At 61.1% G+C, this 20249-nt stretch carries 18 protein-coding genes and 2 rRNA genes; 4 read left to right on the top strand and 16 right to left on the bottom strand.

Features of this window, described 5'->3' with window-relative positions:
- Positions 1-31 precede the first annotated feature (31 nt).
- Together AC2T3R_RS03135 and AC2T3R_RS03130 are read left to right on the top strand one after the other, a co-directional pair.
- On the top strand, positions 32-1051 hold the full coding sequence (locus tag AC2T3R_RS03135; protein WP_013970761.1) for an outer membrane protein assembly factor BamD: 1020 nt from the start codon (positions 32-34) through the stop codon (positions 1049-1051).
- Between the two features lie 94 nt (positions 1052-1145).
- Positions 1146-1376 carry a PP0621 family protein gene (locus AC2T3R_RS03130; protein WP_486744630.1) on the top strand — a complete coding sequence of 77 codons (231 nt, stop codon included), beginning with the start codon at positions 1146-1148 and terminating at the stop codon, positions 1374-1376.
- A gap of 115 nt (positions 1377-1491) precedes the next feature.
- On the opposite strand, the gene thiO is transcribed toward AC2T3R_RS03130, so the two are convergent.
- From thiO to AC2T3R_RS03105, 5 genes are read right to left on the bottom strand one after another with little or no spacing between them, the layout of a single operon-like run.
- Positions 1492-2589: a glycine oxidase ThiO gene (gene thiO / locus AC2T3R_RS03125; protein WP_486744629.1), complete on the bottom strand. Its 1098-nt coding sequence runs from the start codon at positions 2587-2589 to the stop codon at positions 1492-1494.
- A gap of 54 nt (positions 2590-2643) precedes the next feature.
- Entirely contained in the window at positions 2644-3033 is a 390-nt protein-coding gene (locus AC2T3R_RS03120; RefSeq protein WP_013970758.1) for a type IV pilin protein, read from the bottom strand.
- 1 nt (position 3034) lies between these two features.
- On the bottom strand, positions 3035-3499 hold the full coding sequence (locus tag AC2T3R_RS03115) for a hypothetical protein (protein WP_039614945.1): 465 nt from the start codon (positions 3497-3499) through the stop codon (positions 3035-3037).
- Positions 3496-4140 carry a PilW family protein gene (locus tag AC2T3R_RS03110; protein WP_486744628.1) on the bottom strand — a complete coding sequence of 215 codons (645 nt, stop codon included), beginning with the start codon at positions 4138-4140 and terminating at the stop codon, positions 3496-3498. The genes AC2T3R_RS03115 and AC2T3R_RS03110 overlap by 4 nt, the downstream gene beginning before the upstream one ends.
- A complete protein-coding gene (locus AC2T3R_RS03105; RefSeq protein ID WP_486744627.1) occupies positions 4137-4319 on the bottom strand; it encodes a prepilin-type N-terminal cleavage/methylation domain-containing protein in 183 nt (60 codons plus the stop codon). The genes AC2T3R_RS03110 and AC2T3R_RS03105 overlap by 4 nt, the downstream gene beginning before the upstream one ends.
- Before the next feature lie 109 nt (positions 4320-4428).
- On the opposite strand from AC2T3R_RS03105, the gene AC2T3R_RS03100 reads away from it, so the two are divergent.
- Positions 4429-4926, top strand: coding sequence for a GspH/FimT family pseudopilin (locus AC2T3R_RS03100; protein ID WP_486744626.1), 498 nt, complete (start codon positions 4429-4431; stop codon positions 4924-4926).
- Between the two features lie 156 nt (positions 4927-5082).
- On the opposite strand, the gene ispH is transcribed toward AC2T3R_RS03100, so the two are convergent.
- From ispH to murJ, 6 genes are all read right to left on the bottom strand, one after another.
- Positions 5083-6030: a 4-hydroxy-3-methylbut-2-enyl diphosphate reductase gene (gene ispH, locus AC2T3R_RS03095; RefSeq protein WP_013970753.1), complete on the bottom strand. Its 948-nt coding sequence runs from the start codon at positions 6028-6030 to the stop codon at positions 5083-5085.
- Between the two features lie 14 nt (positions 6031-6044).
- A complete protein-coding gene (fkpB, locus tag AC2T3R_RS03090; RefSeq protein WP_003258215.1) occupies positions 6045-6482 on the bottom strand; it encodes an FKBP-type peptidyl-prolyl cis-trans isomerase in 438 nt (145 codons plus the stop codon).
- Positions 6475-6990 (bottom strand): signal peptidase II, encoded by a 516-nt coding sequence (gene lspA / locus AC2T3R_RS03085; protein WP_003258216.1) that lies wholly within the window; start codon positions 6988-6990, stop codon positions 6475-6477. The genes fkpB and lspA overlap by 8 nt, the downstream gene beginning before the upstream one ends.
- The gene (ileS, locus tag AC2T3R_RS03080) at positions 6983-9814 is read right to left on the bottom strand and encodes an isoleucine--tRNA ligase (protein ID WP_015268847.1); all 2832 of its coding nucleotides are present in this window, start codon (positions 9812-9814) and stop codon (positions 6983-6985) included. Before ileS ends, lspA begins: the two co-directional genes overlap by 8 nt.
- Complete coding sequence (ribF, locus tag AC2T3R_RS03075; RefSeq protein ID WP_410952074.1) at positions 9811-10761, bottom strand: bifunctional riboflavin kinase/FAD synthetase; 951 nt, start codon at positions 10759-10761, stop codon at positions 9811-9813. Before ribF ends, ileS begins: the two co-directional genes overlap by 4 nt.
- A gap of 118 nt (positions 10762-10879) precedes the next feature.
- Entirely contained in the window at positions 10880-12418 is a 1539-nt protein-coding gene (gene murJ, locus AC2T3R_RS03070; RefSeq protein ID WP_486744625.1) for a murein biosynthesis integral membrane protein MurJ, read from the bottom strand.
- A 250-nt stretch (positions 12419-12668) separates the two neighbouring features.
- On the opposite strand from murJ, the gene rpsT reads away from it, so the two are divergent.
- The gene (gene rpsT / locus AC2T3R_RS03065; protein WP_003247625.1) at positions 12669-12947 is read left to right on the top strand and encodes a 30S ribosomal protein S20; all 279 of its coding nucleotides are present in this window, start codon (positions 12669-12671) and stop codon (positions 12945-12947) included.
- Positions 12948-13199: 252 nt separating this feature from the next.
- Here rpsT and AC2T3R_RS03060 read toward each other — a convergent pair whose 3' ends face one another.
- The 5 genes from AC2T3R_RS03060 to AC2T3R_RS03040 form a co-directional block, all read right to left on the bottom strand.
- On the bottom strand, positions 13200-15500 hold the full coding sequence (locus AC2T3R_RS03060; protein ID WP_486744624.1) for a PqiB family protein: 2301 nt from the start codon (positions 15498-15500) through the stop codon (positions 13200-13202).
- Entirely contained in the window at positions 15493-16116 is a 624-nt protein-coding gene (locus AC2T3R_RS03055) for a paraquat-inducible protein A (RefSeq protein ID WP_015268842.1), read from the bottom strand. Before AC2T3R_RS03055 ends, AC2T3R_RS03060 begins: the two co-directional genes overlap by 8 nt.
- Complete coding sequence (locus AC2T3R_RS03050) at positions 16103-16762, bottom strand: paraquat-inducible protein A (RefSeq protein WP_013970746.1); 660 nt, start codon at positions 16760-16762, stop codon at positions 16103-16105. Before AC2T3R_RS03050 ends, AC2T3R_RS03055 begins: the two co-directional genes overlap by 14 nt.
- A 272-nt stretch (positions 16763-17034) precedes the next feature.
- A 5S ribosomal RNA gene (gene rrf, locus AC2T3R_RS03045) occupies positions 17035-17150 on the bottom strand.
- Between the two features lie 131 nt (positions 17151-17281).
- A 23S ribosomal RNA gene (locus AC2T3R_RS03040) occupies positions 17282-20173 on the bottom strand.
- Between the last annotated feature and the right edge of the window lie 76 nt (positions 20174-20249).

Raw genomic sequence — 20249 nt, 5'->3', positions numbered from 1 at the left:
GACAGCGGCCGTCAAAGGGACGCAAGCCGCCATGCAAGTGAAACACCTGCTGCTGATCGCCATCCTCGGGCTCACCGCGGCCTGTTCCTCCAATAAAGAAGTGATTGACGAGAACCTCAGCGAGGCCGAGCTGTATCAGCAGGCGCAAGCTGACCTGGACAACTCCAGCTACACCAGCGCCGTGAACAAGCTCAAGGCCCTGGAGTCGCGCTACCCGTTCGGCCGCTATGCCGACCAGGCGCAGCTCGAGCTGATCTACGCCAACTACAAGAACTCCGAGCCCGAGGCTGCCAAGTCGGCTGCCGAGCGCTTCATCCGCCTGCACCCGCAGCACCCGAACGTCGACTACGCCTACTACCTCAAGGGCCTGACCTCGTTCGACCAGGACCGTGGCCTGGTGGCGCGCTTCCTGCCGCTGGACATGACCAAGCGTGACCCGGGTGCTGCCCGCGACTCGTACAACGAGTTCGCCCAGCTGACCAGCCGCTTCCCCAACAGCCGCTACGCCCCCGATGCCAAGCAGCGCATGATCTACCTGCGCAACCTGCTGGCGTCGTACGAAATCCATGTGGCCGACTACTACCTGAGCCGCCAGGCCTATGTAGCCGCTGCCAACCGTGGCCGCTACGTGGTAGAGAACTTCCAGGAAACCCCATCGGTCGGCGACGGCCTGGCGGTGATGGTCGAGGCGTACCAGAAGATGCACCTGGACGAACTGGCCGCCACCAGCCTGGAAACCCTCAAGCTCAACTACCCGGACCACCCGAGCCTGGTAGATGGCGAGTTCCAGCCAAAGCAGACCGAGTCTGACGGCCGCGGCTGGCTGTCCAAGGCGACCCTGGGCCTGATCGAAACCGAAACCCCGCTGCCACCGGGTGAAACCCGCGCCAACCAGGACGTGGTCAAGCAGTTCCAGGATGCACGTGACGAGATGCCGCGTGAGCTGCTGCCAACTGACGAGAACGGTGACCCGATCGTGCCGGAAGGGCCGAAGGAAGCCGAGAAGGACCGTTCCTGGTTCAGCTACATGACCTTTGGTCTGTTCGACTGATACGTAGCGGTACATGAAAGGGAGGCCCTGGGCCTCCCTTTTTTATTGGCCGCGTCCTAGACTGTCGGCTTCTTCAACCGACAAGCTGGACACCATGGTTCGCCTACTTTTCTGGATCGCCCTGATCGCCGCCGCGTTCTGGCTGTGGCGCAAGTTCAAAGCCAGCCAACAGTCGCCCCCCGAGGCGAAGCTGGATGCGCCGCTGAAGATGGTGCGCTGCGCCCATTGCGGCGTGCACCTGCCCAATGACCGGGCGCTGCAGCAGGGCAACGAGTGGTATTGCAGCCAGGCACACCTGCAGCAAGGGCCGGGGCAATCCCGTTAGAAACTGGGCCTGCTTTGCAGCCCTTTCGCGACACAAGGCCGCTCTACATGGAGTACGCGGCCCCTGTAGGAGCGGCCTTGTGTCGCGAAAGGGCCGCAAAGCGGCCCCGGCAATGTCAGCTCAACCGCCCGGCTGGCGCATACGGCGCCGGGTCAATGATCGGTTCTGCCCCGGTCAACAGGTCGGTAAACAGCTGGCACGAAGCCGGCGCCAGCACCAGCCCGTTGCGGTAATGCCCGCAGTTCAACCACAGCCCCGCATGCCCCGGCACCGGCCCGATGTACGGAATACCTTCCGGCGACCCCGGCCGCAGCCCGGCCCAATGCGCCACCACCGTGGCCCCCTCGAGCTCAGGCAACAATTCCACCGCCGAGGCCTTCAGGCTCTCCAACGCCTCCTTGGTCGGCGTCTTGTCGTACCCGGCATGCTCCAGCGTGCTACCCACCAGAATATGCCCGTCACGCCGCGGGATCGCATAGCGCCCCTTGGCCAGCACCATGCTCGGCAGGAAGTCTTCGGCACATTTGAACAAAATCATCTGGCCCTTCACCGGCTCCACCGGCAGTTCCAGGCCGAGCGTACGCAGCAGGTCGCCACTCCACGCGCCAGCACTGAGCACCACCTCATCCGCCGCCAGAACGCCGTCTGCCGTCTGCACCCCGGTCACGCGACCGCCTTGCTGGACAAAACCGGTAACCTGGCAGTGCTCACGCAAGGTCACGTTGGGCAACGCCAGCAACGCCGCCTTGAGCGACTTCACCAGGCGCGGGTTGCGCACGTTGGCCACGCCGGCCATGTAGATGGCACGCTTGAAGCCCGGGCCCAGCACCGGCACCGCGTCATAGGCCGCCGAAATATCCACGGCACTCAGCGGCCGCTGCTCACGCTCGGCCCAGGCCAGCGCTTCGGCCTCGTCGTCCAGGTCGAGCCAGTACAGGCCCGTGGTGTGCACTTCGGGGTCGACGCCGGTGCTGGCGAACAAACGCTCGCCCAGCTGCGGATAAAAGTCTTGCGACCAGTGTGCCAGGGCGGTCACGGCCGGGCTGTAGCGCCACGGGTATAGCGGCGAGACGATACCACCCCCGGCCCAGGACGACTCGCGGCCGACTTCACCCTGATCACACACCACCACCTGCCCGACCTTCGCCGCCAGGTTGAATGCCGTCAGCAGGCCGATCACCCCGCCGCCGACCACCACTACTTGCTTGTTCATCTGTCGATCCAACACCTGAAGTAAATCCGCGATGCACCGGGCATCATTCAATCTTCAGCTTCCCCAGCAGTGCACGCTGTCTTCGACGGCACCCGGATTGCGCTGCACGCCGGCCTGGTCGAGCTGGAAATCGCCACAGCGGTCCTGCGCCATCAGCCCGCTCGGCAGCCGCCGGGCGCGCAGCGTGAAGGTGTCGCTGTCGCGCTGGGCCTGCAGGCTGTAATAGCGGGTACCGTCGGGCAACGCCGGGTCGCCCTCGGCGTATTGGCCAGTGCGTACGCGGTGGCGCTCCAGGCGCAGGGCGGCGTCATGCAGCAGGCCAACCACTTCGCTGCGCGCGGCTCGCCGTAGCTGGTCGCTGTAACTGGGGTAGGCAATGGCTGCCAGAATGCCGGTCACGGCCAGCACAATCAACAACTCGATCAGGCTCAAGCCTTGCTGCATGTCAGTCTCCTCGCAATCTCTGCCGCCAGGCAATGCGCCGGGTTGTGTCGCCGGCCATGGCGTAGACCGCTTCCAGCACATGCCGCGACTGGGTTTGCAGGCTGACGGCGGTGACGCGGTACAGGGTGACCTGCTGCCCTTCCGGCATATGCGCCGCGTGTTCGCTGGTACCCAGATTCTGCAAATGGAAATAGCCGGTTCGCGTGCGCTGCCACTGCCCGCTCAGGTCATGCGGTCGAGCGGGTGGCGGGCACGCCTCGCAAGGGTCGGGGGGAGCCCGCTCGAGCTCGCCTGCCCCTGCCAGCAGCGTGGCCTCGGCCTGCTCCAGCGCCAGCAGGCCTTCGCTCAGATAGCCGGTCATTCGCGTTTGCGCCAGCGCATCACGCAGGGCGGACGCCGCAAGCAGCCCAAGCAGCAGGCTCAGGACCAAGGCCAACAACAGGACTATGCCACGCTGACGATTCATGAGGCCGGCACCGGGTTGCGGATTGCGACGCTCAGTTCATGGTGCTGTTCAAGTTCGAGCGTGGGTTCGTAAAGCGTCAGGGCAATATCCACCCCCTCACCCTGTGCCATTTGCACACGCTGGAAACGTATTGAGCGCACATTTTCAACCAGCGGCTGGAAGTTGCTTTTGTTGCGTTTGAATTTCAGCGTATTGCCCTGGAGTTGGTAGACATATTTGCTGATGGGGTAAACCTGTGGGTAGTCCTCCTTCAACTCATCGTCCACAGACACCTTGCTAGTACAGTCCGTGTGCAGGAACCACTGCGGGCCCCCGGCTTGCCCAGGTAACTCCGCAACGACCAGGCTAAGGGTGGATGCTTCGACTTCCATCGGCCGGGCGAATGCGTGCTCTGCGCTCGAACTGCCGAAGTGCTTTGGCCGCAGTCGCAGGCAGCCAAACATCCCGGTCATGCGGATATCCTGGGCCATTCGCAGCAATGCCAGGCGTGCCTCATCCTGCATGCGTACTGCCGTGCTTTGCAGCCGCCAGGTATGGTGGGCCGAGGCGAATAGCTGGCTGGCCGCCGCCAACAGCAGCAACCCGATGGTCAGCGCCAGCATCACCTCAAGCAAGCCGAAACCACGCTGGCCCCGACTCATGGCCGCCCCCTTTCCTGCTCACTGTGCGCCGCCATTGCCGCCTGTCCATCGCGGCGCGCGTTCTCCGCAGCCTGCAATGCCTGCAGTTGCAGGCCTGCCGCTGCGAACATACCCACAGCCACCACTACCACCGCCAATAACACTTCCAGAAACGTCATGCCCCGTTGTCTTGCGTGCATCCCTGCACCTCCTGCGACTTTTCCTGCAATTGCATTGAACCCGGGCGACTGGACCGCCGGTCCAACGACCGTGAAGCTACAGCCAAGCACTTCCAGGGAGGAATGCACGGTGAAGCAACGAGGTGTAACACTGATTCAAATGTTGTCGGCCCTGGCGGTGGCCGTGTTGCTGACACAGCTCGGCATGCCGGCCTACGCCAGATTGAGCGACGACCTACACAGGGCGGCAGCTGCGCGTGACTTGGCGCAGGCGCTGCGCAGTGCGCGCAGCCATGCCATGTTGCAAAGCCAGCCGGTGCTGGTGCAGGCGTTGGACGGTAACTGGGGGAATGGTTGGCAGGTGATGCTGGAGCATAACGGGCAGGTGCTGCGCGAGCAGCGTCTTTCACGGCCGCTGAAGATCACGAGCAATCGCGGTGAGCAGCTGAAATTCAGTGCGCAGGGTGTTCCGCTTGGGGCCAACGGTAATTGGTTAGGTTCAACGATGGAGATTTGCGAGCGCTTGACCGCAACTAGCCAGTATCAAGTGGTGATGGCATCGACTGGCAGGGTCAAGGTACAGATGGGAGAGCCAAAAAAATCCCGATGCAAAGACGCCTCCAGCTAGCATACGTGGTCGTTGTGGGAGCGGCCTTGTGTCGCGAAAGGGCTGCAAAGCAGCCCCAGGATTTCAGCGTTGGAGCTGATATTGCCGGGGCCGCTTTGCGGCCCTTTCGCGACACAAGGCCGCTCCCACATAAAACAGCACCAGGTGAGGGCCGTTTCAGATCAGCGACCGAACCCGCAACTCCTTGGGCATGGAGAAGGTGATGTTCTCTTCCCGCCCATCCAGCTCTTCAGCACCGGTGGCGCCCCAGGCCTTGAGCTGCTCGATCACGCCACGTACCAGCACTTCGGGAGCCGAAGCGCCAGCGGTAATGCCGACCCGCGCCGTCTGGTCGAACCAGCCACGCTGCAGGTCCTCGGCACCGTCGATCAGGTAGGCCGGGGTGCCCATGCGCTCGGCCAGCTCGCGCAGGCGGTTGGAGTTGGAGCTGTTCGGGCTGCCGACCACCAGTACCACGTCGCACTCGTCCGCCAGTTGCTTGACCGCGTCCTGGCGGTTCTGGGTGGCGTAGCAGATGTCGTCCTTGCGCGGGCCGCCAATGTTCGGGAAGCGCGCACGCAGGGCGTCGATCACGCGGCTGGTGTCGTCCATCGACAGCGTGGTCTGGGTGACGAACGCCAGGTGGTCCGGGTCCTTCACCTGCAGGTTGGCAACATCCTCCTCGTCTTCGACGAGGTAGATGGCGCCACCGTTGCTGGCGTCGTACTGGCCCATGGTGCCTTCGACCTCCGGATGCCCTTCGTGGCCGATGAGAATGCACTCACGGCCGTCGCGACTGTACTTGGCCACTTCGATGTGCACCTTGGTCACCAGCGGGCAGGTGGCATCGAACACTTTCAGGCCACGGCCAGCAGCTTCCTGGCGCACGGCCTGGGAAACCCCGTGGGCACTGAAGATGACGATGACGTCGTCCGGTACCTGGTCCAGCTCTTCGACGAAGATGGCGCCACGGTTGCGCAGGTCTTCCACCACGAACTTGTTGTGCACCACTTCGTGACGCACATAGATCGGCGGGCCGAAGACTTCCAGCGCGCGGTTGACGATCTCGATCGCCCGGTCGACCCCCGCGCAGAAGCCGCGAGGGTTGGCGAGTTTGATTTGCATGCTCGGCTCCAGGCTTACAGGGCCTTCACCTCGAGGATCTCCACCTCGAAGGTCAGGGTCTTGCCAGCCAATGGGTGATTGAAGTCGATGGTCACCTGGTCGTCATCGAACGCTTTGACCACACCCGGCAGCTCGGTGTTGGCGGCGTCGTTGAAGATGATCAACAGCCCTTCGGACAACTCCATGCCCTCGAACTGGGACCGCGGCATGACTTGCACGTTCTGCGGGTTTGGCTGGCCGAATGCGTTCTCCGGGGCCACCACGACGGTACGCTTGTCGCCGCCCTTGAAGCCGAACAGGGCGTTCTCGAACCCTGGCAGCAGGTTGCCATCGCCAACCTTGAAGGTGGCCGGGGCCTTGTCGAACGTGCTGTCGACGGTGTCGCCGTTTTCCAGGTGCAGCGCGAAGTGCAGGGTGACTTCGGTGTTCTGGCCGATACGGGTGTCAGTCATGGACCGGATCCTCGGACTTCTTGCTCTTGAACATATCCAGCGCCAGCATCACCGCACCAACGGTGATGGCGCTGTCGGCCAGGTTGAAGGCCGGGAAGTAATGGCGGTTCTGCCAGTGCACCAGGATGAAGTCGACCACATGGCCGAGCACGACGCGGTCGTACAGGTTGCCGATCGCGCCACCCAGCACCAGCGCCAGCGCCACGGCCAGCCAGGTCTCGTTGCGCCCCAGGCGCTTGAGCCACACTACCAGCACGGCACTGACCACCACGGCGATCAGGGCGAACAGCCAGCGCTGCCAGCCGGAGCTTTCAGCCAGGAAGCTGAACGCCGCGCCGGTGTTGTAGGCCAGGGTCCAGCTGAAGTAGTCAGGGATGACGACAACCTGCTGGTACATGGTCAGGGCATTGTTGAAATACAGCTTGGTGGCCTGGTCGAGGACCAGTACCACCAGGCTCAGCCAAAGCCATGCAAGGCGCCCGAAGCGCCCCGCTACAGGGTTAGGCATAGTGGCGCACCTCGCCGGAACCGCTCAGGTTGTCGACGCAACGGCCGCAGATTTCCGGGTGCTCCGGGTGGCTGCCGACGTCGGCGCGGAAGTGCCAGCAACGGCCGCACTTGGTGTGGCCGGACTTGACCACTTGCAGCTTGAGGCCTTCGACTTCGGTGGCCACCGCTTCGGCCGGCGCTTGCGCGAATGGCACCACGCTGGCAGCCGAGGTGATCAGCACGAAGCGCAGTTCGTCGCCCAGCTTGCCCAGGTCGGCGCTCAGGCCTTCGTCGGCGTACAGGGTAACTTCGGCCTGCAGGTTGCCGCCGATGACCTTGGCGGTACGCTGGTTTTCCAGCTCCTTGTTGACCGATGCCTTGACGGCCATCACGCGGTCCCAGTAGGCGCGGTCCAGTTCGGTACCTTCCGGCAGCTCGCTCAGGCCCTCGTACCAGCCGTTGAGCATTACCGACTCGTTGCGCTCGCCTGGCAGGTACTGCCAGATTTCGTCGGCGGTAAACGCCAGGATCGGCGCGATCCAGCGCACCAGCGCCTCGCTGATGTGGTAGAGCGCGGTCTGGCAGGAGCGGCGAGCGACACTGTTGGCGCCGGTGGTGTACTGGCGGTCCTTGATGATGTCGAGGTAGAAGCCGCCCAGTTCCTGCACGCAGAAGTTGTGCACCTTGGAGTAGACGTTCCAGAAACGGTACTCGCTGTAGTGCTCTTCCAGCTCGCGTTGCAGCAGCAGGGTGCGGTCAACCGCCCAGCGGTCCAGCGCCAGCATGTCTTCCGGGGCCAGCAGGTCGCGGGCCGGGTCGAAGCCGGACAGGTTGGAGAGCAGGAAGCGTGCAGTGTTGCGGATACGGCGGTAGGCGTCGGCGCTGCGCTGCAGGATCTGCTCGGAAACGGCCATTTCACCGGAATAGTCGGTAGCGGCAACCCACAGGCGCAGGATATCGGCACCCAGGGTGTTGTTGACCTTCTCCGGCTCGATGGTGTTGCCCAGCGACTTGGACATCTTGCGGCCGTTCTCGTCCACGGTGAAGCCGTGGGTCAGCAGCTCGCGGTACGGCGCGTGGCCGTCGATGGCGCAACCGGTCAGCAAGGACGAGTGGAACCAGCCGCGGTGCTGGTCGGAACCTTCCAGATACAGGTCGGCACGCGGGCCGGTGGCGTGGCCAATGTCATGCGAGCCACGCAGCACGTGCCAGTGGGTGGTACCCGAGTCGAACCACACGTCGAGGGTGTCGGTGATCTTGTCGTACTGCTCGGCTTCAGCGCCCAGCAGTTCGGCGGCGTCCAGCTTGAACCAGGCCTCGATGCCTTCCTGTTCGACGCGCTTGGCCACTGCTTCCATCAGCTCGACGGTGCGTGGGTGCAGCTCGCCGGTCTGCTTGTGCAGGAAGAACGGGATCGGTACACCCCAGTTGCGCTGTCGGGAGATGCACCAGTCCGGGCGGTTGGCGATCATCGAATGCAGGCGCGCCTGGCCCCAGGCCGGGACGAACTTGGTGTCTTCGATGGCTTTAAGTGCGCGCTCACGCAGCGGCTCGCCGGTGGTCGGCTGCTTGTCCATACCCACGAACCACTGCGCGGTGGCGCGGTAGATCAGCGGGGTCTTGTGGCGCCAGCAGTGCATGTAGCTGTGGCTGATGGTTTCGGTGTGCATCAGCGCGCCGACTTCGCTCAGCTTCTCGACGATGGCCGGGTTGGCCTTCCAGATGAATTGGCCGCCGAAGAATGGCAGCGAGTCCACATACACGCCGTTGCTCTGCACCGGGGTGAGGATGTCGTCGTTGACCATGCCGTAGCGCTTGCAGGTAACGAAGTCGTCTTCACCGTAGGCTGGCGAGGAGTGCACCACGCCGGTACCGGCGCCCAGTTCGACGTAGTCAGCCAGGTAGATTGGCGACAGGCGGTCGTAGAACGGGTGGCGGAAGTTGATCAGTTCCAGTGCCGAACCCTGGGCGGTGGCGATGACCGAGCCTTCCAGGCTGTAGCGCTTGAGGCACGACTCGACCAGCTCTTCGGCCAGAACCAGCAGACGCTCGCCGGTGTCGACCAGGGCGTACTTGAACTCCGGGTGGATGTTCAGCGCCTGGTTGGCCGGGATGGTCCACGGGGTGGTGGTCCAGATCACGATGGCAGCCGGCTTGGCCAGCGAAGCCAGACCGAAGGCAGTAGCCAGCTTGGCGTCATCGGCTACCGGGAAGGCAACGTCGATGGTCTGCGATTTCTTGTCGGCGTACTCGACTTCGGCCTCGGCCAGGGCCGAACCGCAATCGAAGCACCAGTTCACAGGCTTCAGGCCCTTGAACACGAAGCCTTGCTTGACCATCTCGGCCAGGGCGCGGATTTCGCCGGCCTCGTTGGCAAAGTTCATGGTCTTGTACGGGTTGTCCCAGTCACCCAGCACGCCCAGGCGGATGAACTCGGTCTTCTGCCCTTCGATCTGCTCGGCGGCGTACTCGCGGCACAGCTCGCGAGTGCGGTCGGCGGACAGGTGCTTGCCGTGGGTGACCTCGACCTTGTGCTCGATCGGCAGGCCATGGCAGTCCCAGCCCGGCACATACGGCGCATCGAAGCCGGCCAGGGTCTTGGAACGGACGATCATGTCCTTGAGGATCTTGTTCAGCGCATGACCGATATGAATCTTGCCGTTGGCATAGGGCGGGCCGTCGTGCAGGACGAACTTGGGACGATCCTTGCCAATTTCGCGCAGCTTCTGGTACAGGCCAATGCTGTCCCAGCGCTGCAGGATCTGCGGTTCGCGCTGAGGCAGGCCGGCCTTCATGGGGAAGGCGGTGTCCGGAAGGTTAAGCGTGGCTTTGTAGTCGGTCATTTCAGGCTCTTCGTTAGCGGTTGAGCGTGCCAATGTGCACGTGCGGCGGCGATATCCGCATCGATCGCCGACTTCAGCGCCTCCAGGGAGGCGAATCGCTGCTCTTCACGCAGCTTGTGGTGGAACTCCACCGTCAGGCGCCGGCCGTAAAGGTCGCCGGCATAGTCCAGCAGATGAATCTCCAGGTGCGGGCGCCCGTCACCGGCAACGGTGGGGCGCACGCCGATATTGCCGACACCCGGCCAGGCCTTGCCGTCGATTTCGATGCTGGCCAGGTAGACCCCGGACAGCGGCACGCGGCGGCGCTTGAGCTGGATGTTGGCGGTAGGTGTGCCGAGCTGGCGGGCCAGCTTCTGGCCATGCAGCACGCGGCCGCTGATGCGGTACGGGCGGCCCAGCAGGTGCTCGGCAAGCTCGAAGTTGCCTTCGGACAGGGCCTTGCGCACTTCGGTGCTGCTGACCCGCAGGCCGTCCTGGATCACCGTGTTGGCAGCCTCGACGGTGAAGCCGTACTGCTTGCCGGCCTCGACCAGGAAGGCGAAGTCGCCGGCGCGGTCGCAGCCGAAGCGGAAGTCATCGCCCACTTCGAGGTGGCGTACACCCAGGCCGTCGACCAGGATGGCCTTGACGAAGGCATCGGCGCCGAGCTTGCTCAGGCGCTGGTTGAATGCCAGGCACAGCACCCGGTCGATACCCTCGGCCGCCAGCAGCTCGATCTTGTCGCGCAGCCGGGCCAGGCGGGCCGGCGCGGTGTCGGGGGCGAAATACTCGCGTGGTTGCGGTTCGAAGATGACCACGCAGGTCGGCAGGCCCAAGGCGTGGCCGCGCTCGCGCAGGCGCGCCAGGATAGCCTGGTGGCCGCGGTGAACCCCGTCGAAGTTGCCAATGGTGGCGACACAGCCCCGGTGCTCGGGGCGCAGGTTGTGAAGACCTCGAACCAGCTGCATAACGCGCTTCTTGCTCATAAAGTGGCCGATTATAACCACACCCGGGCGCCGGTGACAGGCAGCAGCGCCCAAGGGCGGCGTGGAATGCGAAAAACCGACGCCTGACCCGCCCGATGCCTCAGTGCAAGGCCTTGCGGGCGAAATGCCGAGGCCGGAAGCCGCACAGGTACAGGCAGCCGAAATAGGTCACGACGCCCGCCAGTACCAGAGCCCCCAGGCGCACCAGGCGCTCGAGCATGTTGCCCTGTTCCCAGGCTGGCAGATAATGCATGCCGGCCAGCAACACCGCCGACATCAGCCCCACCGCCAGCAACAGCTTGAGCAGGAATATCGCCCAGCCTGGTTGCGGCTGAAACAGCTGCTGACTGCGCAGTTTCCAGAACAGCAGGCCGGCGTTCAGGCAGGCCCCCAGGCTGATCGCCAAGGCCAGGCCGGCATGCGCGAGCGGCCCGATCAGGGCCAGGTTGAACAGTTGGGTGCAGACCAGGGTGAATACCGCGATCTTCACCGGTGTACGGATATTCTGCTGCGCATAGAAGCCCGGTGCCAGTACCTTGACCAGAATGATCGCCAGCAAGCCCACCGAATAGGCGATCAGCGCCTTCTGGGTCATGGCTGCGTCGACGGCAGTGAACTTGCCGTACTGGAACAGCGCCACGGTCAAAGGCTCGGCGAGGATGGCCAGGGCCAGGGTGCAGGGCAGCACCAGCAGGAAACACAGGCGCAGGCCCCAGTCGAGGATCCGTGAGTACTCCTCGCGGTCCTTGTTGGCGTAGGTCTTGGCCAGGGTCGGCAGCAGTATGGTGCCCAAGGCCACGCCCAGTACGCCGGAAGGCAGCTCCATGAGGCGGTCGGCGTAGTACATCCACGACACCGAGCCGGCTACCAGGAAGGAGGCGAAGATGGTGTTGATGATCAGCGAGATCTGACTCACCGACACCCCGAGGATCGCTGGCAGCATCTGCTTGAGCACCCGCCACACGCCGGTATCACGCAGGTTCAGGCGCGGCAGCACGAGCATGCCGATCTTCTTCAGCGCTGGCAGCTGGTACAGCAACTGTGCCAGGCCACCGGCCAGCACGCCCCATGCCAGGGCCATGATGGGCGGGTCGAAATACGGCGTGAGCAGCACGGCGAAGGCAATCATCGCCACATTCAGCAAGGTCGGGGTAAAGGCCGGCACCGAGAAACGGTTCCAGGTATTGAGGATTGCCCCGGCCAGGGAGGACAGCGAGATCAGCAATATATAAGGAAAAGTCACCCGCAACAGGGCGGTGGTCAGTTCGTACTTTTCGGCACTGTCGACAAAGCCTGGTGCGGTCGCCCACACCACCCATGGCGCCGCCAGGATGCCGATGGCGGTCACCAGCGCCAGAACCAAGGTCAGCAGGCCACTGACATAGGCGACGAAGGTGCGGGTCGCCTCCTCGCCTTGCTGGGTCTTGTATTCGGCCAGGATCGGCACGAAGGCCTGAGAAAACGCGCCCTCGGCGAAGATGCGCCGCAGCAGGTTGGGCAGCTTGAAGGCGATGAAGAAAGCATCGGTGGCGATGCCGGCACCGAAAACACGCGCCAGGATGGTGTCGCGGACAAAGCCCAGCACCCGCGAAATCATGGTGATCGAGCTTACCGCAGCCAGGGATTTGAGCAGGTTCATCGAAAAGATTCACGCCAAGGGCAGAGGACGCTGCCAGACAGCGTCCGAATGTGCGATACTCCCGCGCCTTCGCAGGGGAGCCAAAAATTCCCGAGTTTACAGGTCGCGCAGCAGAAAGGAATATTTCCCTCTTGTTGGCGCACCGCTCGGCGGAACCTTGCAGGTGGCCTTGACATCCGTTCGACTGATCGGCATGATTCGCGGCCTATTTTGTTTGCTATTTACCTAAAGTCTTTCGAGGAGCTCGACGGTGGCCAACACACCTTCCGCCAAGAAACGTGCAAAACAGGCTGAGAAGCGTCGCAGCCACAACGCCAGCCTGCGTTCCATGGTCCGTACCTACATCAAGAATGTAGTTAAAGCCATCGACGCAAAAGACGCCGAAAAAGCGCAAGCCGCTTACGTTCTGGCTGTGCCTGTAATCGACCGTATGGCCGACAAGGGCATCATCCACAAGAACAAGGCTGCTCGTCACAAAGGCCGTCTGAATGGCCACATCAAGGCGCTGAAAGAAGCTGCAGCTGCCTAAGCGACGCGCTAGTCGAAAAACCGACCCTAGGGTCGGTTTTTTGTTGCCTGCGATTTGTGCACATCGCCGCCCCGCTGCTGCGACCTATGCAACATCGCTGATCCGCTTTTGTAGGAGCGGCCTTGTTTCGCGATCGGGCTGCGCAGCAGCCCCAGCAATATCAGCATCGACGCTGAAACCGAGGGGCTGCTGAGCAGCCCGATCGCGACACAAGGCCGCTCCTACAAAAAGCAGGGCCGCGTTTGCCCAGTGCTACTTCGCTATCTGAATCTTCGGCGCCCACTGCAGCCATTCATCCTCGGCCTTGTCGAACAAGGCGAACGTCTGCTGCGGCCGTGCCGGGTTGCCCATCCGCTCGCCATCCGGCGTGGCAAAGGCGATACCGCCGTCGATCATGGTCTCCACCGACTCGGTACGCACCGTAGCCCCCTTGAACAGCCCCCAGTCGAAACCGAAGCCGCTACTGTTCCAGAAACGGCTGCCGCTGCGCACCAGGGCCGCGTAGCGCGGCTCGATCAGGATATGGATCAATACGCGGTCAGCACTCTGGCCCAACTCGAAGCCCGTCACCTTGCCCACCGCAACCTCACGATAGGTCACCGGCACGCCCGGCTTGATCGAGCCACGGCGCGGGGCGCTCAGCGTCAACGGCAGCCCGACTTCGGGCCCTGCCACCTGCGGGGCGTCGGCCAAGGCGATGAAATCGCGCTGCGGGCCACGGTCCTTGGCAGCCGGCTGCACTTCCAGGTACTGCCCACCCACCAGAGTGTCGAGGTTCTGCGTGCGCACCAGGCCAAAGGCTGGCTTGACCACCCAGAACTGCGTACCGACGCGGGCGATACGGTCCGCCGCTTCGGTAATGCGCGCCCGCAGCAGCACCGCCTGCAGGTCATCGGTCAGGTCGACGCTCTCGATGCTGCCCACATCCAGGCCACGGAAGCGGATCGCCGTGCCTGGCTTGAGGCCGTCAGCACGGTCCACACGAATGGTGATCAACGTTCCTGCGCGGTTGACCGCCTCCTGGCTGTCATGCAGGCGGAAGCGTGGGATGTGGCGTTTGAGCGGCACATCGGGCCGTGGCGTGTCGAACGCGATACCACCAGCCATCAGGGTCTGCAGTGATTCACTCTTGATCTTGATGCCCGACAGGCCGCCCGTCAGGGTGATGCCACTGACATTCCAGAAGCGCGACGAACCGTTGACCAGCTTTTCGTATTCCTTCTCGATATGCACACCGATCAGGATGCGGTTGCTGTTGCGGGCGAACTGGTAGCTCTGCACGCTACCCACCTTCACCTGGCGGTACATGACCGGGCTACCGACTTCCAGCGAACCCAGGGTGTCGGCGAACAGCACCATGTGCAGGCCTGGTGCCTTGAGGTCGAGCGGAGGCGCCTTGGCGCGGGCTTCGAACTCGCGCTCGGGCCGCGCGCCCTTTTCACCAGGGCGAATGGCAATGTAGTTACCCTTTACCAGCGCCTCCAGGCCGGTGATACCCGCCAGAGAAATCGACGGCTTTACCACCCAGAACTGCGTGCCCTCGACCAGGTAATCCTCGGCCAACGGGTCCAGCGTAAGCTCGGCCGAGGCACTGGCCAGGTTGTCTGCCATTGTCAGGGCTTTCAGCGAGCCTACCTGGATGCCCTTGTACATGACCGGTGTACGGCCCGCCTGCAGGCCCTCGTAATCGCTCAATTTCACCTTCACCCGGATACCGGCCTGGGCCGCATCAAAGTCCTCATACAGACGGAACGGCAGGTTCGAGTCGGTGGGTGGACTGTCCTTGCGGTGTTCCGGCGTGGCAAAGGCGATACCACCGGCGACAATGCTCGACAGCGATTCACTACGCACTTTCACGCCCGACAGCGAGGCATCGATGCTGACGCCGCTGGCATTCCAGAAACGCGTGTGCTTGCGCACCAGGCTGGCATAGGCCGGCTCGATGAAGACCTTAATCTCGACAGTGCTCTGATCCTCGGACAGGCGGTAGCTTTTTACCCGGCCAACCTGGATCTGCTTGTAGAACACCGGGCTGTCACGGTTGAGCGACCCAAGCCGCTCAGCCTTGAGGGTAAGGTGCAGGCCCGGCTCGGTGTCCGACAGCGGCGGCGCAACCTTCAAGGCAGTAAAACGCTTGGTGCGCTCCCCCTCCCCTGGGCTGACGGCGATGTAGTTGCCTGACACCAGAGTTTCCAGGCCGGAAATACCCGCCAGGCTGACGCTCGGCTTCACCAGCCAGAAACGCGTGCCTTTGGTCAGATGCGGCTCGGCAGCCTTGTTCATCTCGATGGTGGCGATCACTCCCTGGTTCTCACCCTTGGCGTCGAGCACCAGGCTCTTGACCTTGCCAACCGGCATGCCCTTGTAGATCACCTCGGTCTTGTTGGCGACGATACCCTCACCCGACTCGAAGCGGACTTCAATTTCCACACCGGCATCCCGGTAAGCCTGCCACGCAAGCCAGCCACCGATCATCAAGGCGATCAAAGGCAGGATCCATATGGCCGACCAGTTCGAGGCTGGGCGGGTTTTAGCCGTTGGCAGGTCACTCATGGTCGTCATCCGACTCCGTGTTATCCCAAATCAGTCGGGGATCGAAAGTTAAAGCGGCAAGCATTGTCAGGATCACCACAGTTGCAAAGGCGACAGCGCCCAGGTTGGCTTCGACACTGGCTATTCGGCCGAAATTCACCACCGCCACCAGGATGGCGATGACAAAGATATCGAGCATGGACCAGCGCCCAATGAATTCGATGAAGCGGTACATCAATATCCGTTGCCGTGCCGAAAGCGGCTGACGACGCTGAACGGAGTACAACAGCAAGCCGATGCCCACCAGTTTGAACGTGGGCACCAGGATACTGGCAATGAACACCACGGCAGCAATGGGCACCATGCCATGCTTGAGCAAGGTGATGACACCGGACATGATCGTGTCGGGGCTGCCTTGGCCCAGGGTGCTCACGGTCATGATCGGCAGCATGTTGGCCGGGATGTACAGGATCGACGCGGCAATCAGCAGCGCCCAAGTACGCGCGATGCTGTTCGGCCGACGGGCATGCACGATGGCACCGCAGCGTGTACAGGTTTGTGAAGTGCTGTCTGGCTGTTGCCGGTTCAGCTCGTGACATTCATTGCAGACAAGAATGCCTGCATCAATCGCCCGCATGCAGGTCCTCCCCTGATAGCGCACTCCAGATCTGGTGCGGTGACATCACCACCTCGAGCCACACCTGGATCAATAACAGGCTGATGAAGCAGAACAGCCCCAGACCTACCGTCAGCTCGGCCAGGTCCACCAGCTTGACGATGGCTACCAGCACGCCCATGAAATAGACCTCGAGCATGCCCCAGTCACGCAAGTGGTGATAGATGCGGTAGAACAGCAGGCCGAAACTACGCCCCACGTTCAGACGGATACTCAAGAGCACGACCAGCTGACAGAGCAGTTTTGCCAGAGGGATGGCCATGCTGCACAGGAAAACCACGACGGCCACACCGCGCATTTCCGAGTTGTACAGGCCCAGCACGCCGCTCCAGACAGTATCGTCCGATGTCTGGCCAAGCAGGTGCAGCTGCATGATCGGCAGGAAATTGGCAGGCACAAACAGCAGCAAGGCGGTGAGCACCAGGGCCAGGCTGCGGTTGACCACATTGTGCCGATGGGCATACAGCTCATAGCCGCAGCGCGGGCATTGGGCTTTCTCATCATGCTGGAGCACGGGCTTGCGCAGCAGCAGGTCACATTCATGACAGGCGACAAGCTCGTCCAACGGCAACTGGGCCAGGGTTTCAGGTTCGACAGGATTGGGCATATAGCGCTTCTGAATAGGTGCGTGGGCCTATTCTAGTGTTCTGGCTCGAATTGTGGGAGGCGACGATTGAACGGAGACCAGTGCGGGCGAGTCGAGGCGTCGAACCGCCACACCGGCGAAGCCGGTGCCATACACCGCGTCGTCTGCTTCGCGGCGGTTCGACGCCTCGACGCGCCCGCTCCTACAGCGGAGGGTTGTGCAGGCCTGGGACTTATTGGCCAGAAAGACAAAACCCCTACCTGCATGCGCAGATAGGGGTTTTGCGAAATGAATCTTGACGATGACCTACTCTCACATGGGGAAACCCCACACTACCATCGGCGATGCATCGTTTCACTACTGAGTTCGGGATGGGATCAGGTGGTTCCAATGCTCTATGGTCGTCAAGAAATTCTGTTGCCAGAATGTCCAGATGGACAGCCCAGCGAATTCGGATATGCGATATTTGTGATGTTGCGAACTTTCGGTTGTTTCGTCTTCACCACCGCAATCTGCGCTAGCAAATTGCTTGGGTGTTATATGGTCAAGCCTCACGGGCAATTAGTATTGGTTAGCTCAACGCCTCACAGCGCTTACACACCCAACCTATCAACGTCGTAGTCTTCGACGGCCCTTCAGGGGATTCAAGATCCCAGTGAGATCTCATCTTGAGGCAAGTTTCCCGCTTAGATGCTTTCAGCGGTTATCTCTTCCGAACATAGCTACCCGGCAATGCCACTGGCGTGACAACCGGAACACCAGAGGTTCGTCCACTCCGGTCCTCTCGTACTAGGAGCAGCCCCTCTCAAATCTCAAACGTCCACGGCAGATAGGGACCGAACTGTCTCACGACGTTCTAAACCCAGCTCGCGTACCACTTTAAATGGCGAACAGCCATACCCTTGGGACCGGCTTCAGCCCCAGGATGTGATGAGCCGACATCGAGGTGCCAAACACCGCCGTCGATATGAACTCTTGGGCGGTATCAGCCTGTTATCCCCGGAGTACCTTTTATCCGTTGAGCGATGGCCCTTCCATACAGAACCACCGGATCACTAAGACCTACTTTCGTACCTGCTCGACGTGTTTGTCTCGCAGTCAAGCGCGCTTTTGCCTTTATACTCTACGACCGATTTCCGACCGGTCTGAGCGCACCTTCGTACTCCTCCGTTACTCTTTGGGAGGAGACCGCCCCAGTCAAACTACCCACCATACACTGTCCTCGATCCGGATAACGGACCTGAGTTAGAACCTCAAAGTTGCCAGGGTGGTATTTCAAGGATGGCTCCATGAGAACTGGCGTCCCCACTTCAAAGCCTCCCACCTATCCTACACAAGCAAATTCAAAGTCCAGTGCAAAGCTATAGTAAAGGTTCACGGGGTCTTTCCGTCTAGCCGCGGATACACTGCATCTTCACAGCGATTTCAATTTCACTGAGTCTCGGGTGGAGACAGCGCCGCCATCGTTACGCCATTCGTGCAGGTCGGAACTTACCCGACAAGGAATTTCGCTACCTTAGGACCGTTATAGTTACGGCCGCCGTTTACCGGGGCTTCGATCAAGAGCTTCGCTTGCGCTAACCCCATCAATTAACCTTCCGGCACCGGGCAGGCGTCACACCCTATACGTCCACTTTCGTGTTTGCAGAGTGCTGTGTTTTTAATAAACAGTCGCAGCGGCCTGGTATCTTCGACCGGCATGGGCTTACGGAGCAAGTCCTTCACCCTCGCCGGCGCACCTTCTCCCGAAGTTACGGTGCCATTTTGCCTAGTTCCTTCACCCGAGTTCTCTCAAGCGCCTTGGTATTCTCTACCTAACCACCTGTGTCGGTTTGGGGTACGGTTCCCAGTTATCTGAAGCTTAGGAGCTTTTCTTGGAAGCATGGTATCAACCACTTCGTCGCCTAAAGGCAACTCGTCATCAGCTCTCGGCCTTGAAATCCCGGATTTGCCTAAGATTCCAGCCTACCACCTTAAACCTGGACAACCAACGCCAGGCTGGCCTAACCTTCTCCGTCCCTCCATCGCAATAACTGGAAGTACAGGAATATTAACCTGTTTTCCATCGACTACGCTTTTCAGCCTCGCCTTAGGGACCGACTAACCCTGCGTCGATTAACGTTGCGCAGGAAACCTTGGTCTTTCGGCGTGCGAGTTTTTCACTCGCATTGTCGTTACTCATGTCAGCATTCGCACTTCTGATACCTCCAGCAAGCTTCTCAACTCACCTTCACAGGCTTACAGAACGCTCCTCTACCGCGTCATCAAAGATGACACCCGTAGCTTCGGTGCATGGTTTGAGCCCCGTTACATCTTCCGCGCAGGCCGACTCGACTAGTGAGCTATTACGCTTTCTTTAAAGGGTGGCTGCTTCTAAGCCAACCTCCTAGCTGTCTAAGCCTTCCCACATCGTTTCCCACTTAACCATGACTTTGGGACCTTAGCTGACGGTCTGGGTTGTTTCCCTTTTCACGACGGACGTTAGCACCCGCCGTGTGTCTCCCATGCTCGGCACTTCCAGGTATTCGGAGTTTGCATCGGTTTGGTAAGTCGGGATGACCCCCTAGCCGAAACAGTGCTCTACCCCCTGGAGTGATACATGAGGCGCTACCTAAATAGCTTTCGAGGAGAACCAGCTATCTCCGAGCTTGATTAGCCTTTCACTCCGATCCACAGGTCATCCGCTAACTTTTCAACGGTAGTCGGTTCGGTCCTCCAGTCAGTGTTACCTAACCTTCAACCTGCCCATGGATAGATCGCCCGGTTTCGGGTCTATACCCAGCGACTAAACGCCCTATTAAGACTCGCTTTCGCTACGCCTCCCCTATTCGGTTAAGCTCGCCACTGAATATAAGTCGCTGACCCATTATACAAAAGGTACGCAGTCACCTAACAAAGTAGGCTCCCACTGCTTGTACGCATACGGTTTCAGGTTCTATTTCACTCCCCTCTCCGGGGTTCTTTTCGCCTTTCCCTCACGGTACTGGTTCACTATCGGTCAGTCAGTAGTATTTAGCCTTGGAGGATGGTCCCCCCATATTCAGACAAAGTTTCTCGTGCTCCGTCCTACTCGATTTCATTGACAAGAGATTTTCGTGTACGGGGCTATCACCCACTATGGCCGCACTTTCCAGAGCGTTCCACTAATCTCAAATCAACTTAAGGGCTGGTCCCCGTTCGCTCGCCACTACTAAGGGAATCTCGGTTGATTTCTTTTCCTCAGGGTACTTAGATGTTTCAGTTCCCCTGGTTCGCCTCTTGCACCTATGTATTCAGTACAAGATACTCAGCTTGTGCTGAGTGGGTTCCCCCATTCAGAGATCTCTGGATCACAGTCTGTTTGCCGACTCCCCAAAGCTTATCGCAGGCTACCACGTCTTTCATCGCCTCTGACTGCCAAGGCATCCACCGTATGCGCTTCTTCACTTGACCATATAACCCCAAGCAATCTGGTTATACTGTGAAGACGACATTCGCCGAAAATTCGCATGTTGCTCTTTCGAGCAGA

It is taken from the genome of Pseudomonas sp. PVC-5-1, from assembly GCF_057444345.1.
The sequence above is the reverse complement of the archived record's forward strand: the minus strand, read 5'-3'. Positions and strand labels throughout refer to the sequence as shown.

Coding starts and splice junctions, on each gene's coding strand:
- AC2T3R_RS03135 (WP_013970761.1), top strand. CDS start 32: ATGCAAGTGAAACACCTGCTGCTGATCGCCATCCTCGGGCTCACCGCG.
- AC2T3R_RS03130 (WP_486744630.1), top strand. CDS start 1,146: ATGGTTCGCCTACTTTTCTGGATCGCCCTGATCGCCGCCGCGTTCTGG.
- thiO (WP_486744629.1), bottom strand. CDS start 2,589: ATGAACAAGCAAGTAGTGGTGGTCGGCGGCGGGGTGATCGGCCTGCTG.
- AC2T3R_RS03120 (WP_013970758.1), bottom strand. CDS start 3,033: ATGCAGCAAGGCTTGAGCCTGATCGAGTTGTTGATTGTGCTGGCCGTG.
- AC2T3R_RS03115 (WP_039614945.1), bottom strand. CDS start 3,499: ATGAATCGTCAGCGTGGCATAGTCCTGTTGTTGGCCTTGGTCCTGAGC.
- AC2T3R_RS03110 (WP_486744628.1), bottom strand. CDS start 4,140: ATGAGTCGGGGCCAGCGTGGTTTCGGCTTGCTTGAGGTGATGCTGGCG.
- AC2T3R_RS03105 (WP_486744627.1), bottom strand. CDS start 4,319: ATGCACGCAAGACAACGGGGCATGACGTTTCTGGAAGTGTTATTGGCG.
- ispH (WP_013970753.1), bottom strand. CDS start 6,030: ATGCAAATCAAACTCGCCAACCCTCGCGGCTTCTGCGCGGGGGTCGAC.
- fkpB (WP_003258215.1), bottom strand. CDS start 6,482: ATGACTGACACCCGTATCGGCCAGAACACCGAAGTCACCCTGCACTTC.
- lspA (WP_003258216.1), bottom strand. CDS start 6,990: ATGCCTAACCCTGTAGCGGGGCGCTTCGGGCGCCTTGCATGGCTTTGG.
- ileS (WP_015268847.1), bottom strand. CDS start 9,814: ATGACCGACTACAAAGCCACGCTTAACCTTCCGGACACCGCCTTCCCC.
- ribF (WP_410952074.1), bottom strand. CDS start 10,761: ATGCAGCTGGTTCGAGGTCTTCACAACCTGCGCCCCGAGCACCGGGGC.
- murJ (WP_486744625.1), bottom strand. CDS start 12,418: ATGAACCTGCTCAAATCCCTGGCTGCGGTAAGCTCGATCACCATGATT.
- AC2T3R_RS03060 (WP_486744624.1), bottom strand. CDS start 15,500: ATGAGTGACCTGCCAACGGCTAAAACCCGCCCAGCCTCGAACTGGTCG.
- AC2T3R_RS03055 (WP_015268842.1), bottom strand. CDS start 16,116: ATGCGGGCGATTGATGCAGGCATTCTTGTCTGCAATGAATGTCACGAG.
- AC2T3R_RS03050 (WP_013970746.1), bottom strand. CDS start 16,762: ATGCCCAATCCTGTCGAACCTGAAACCCTGGCCCAGTTGCCGTTGGAC.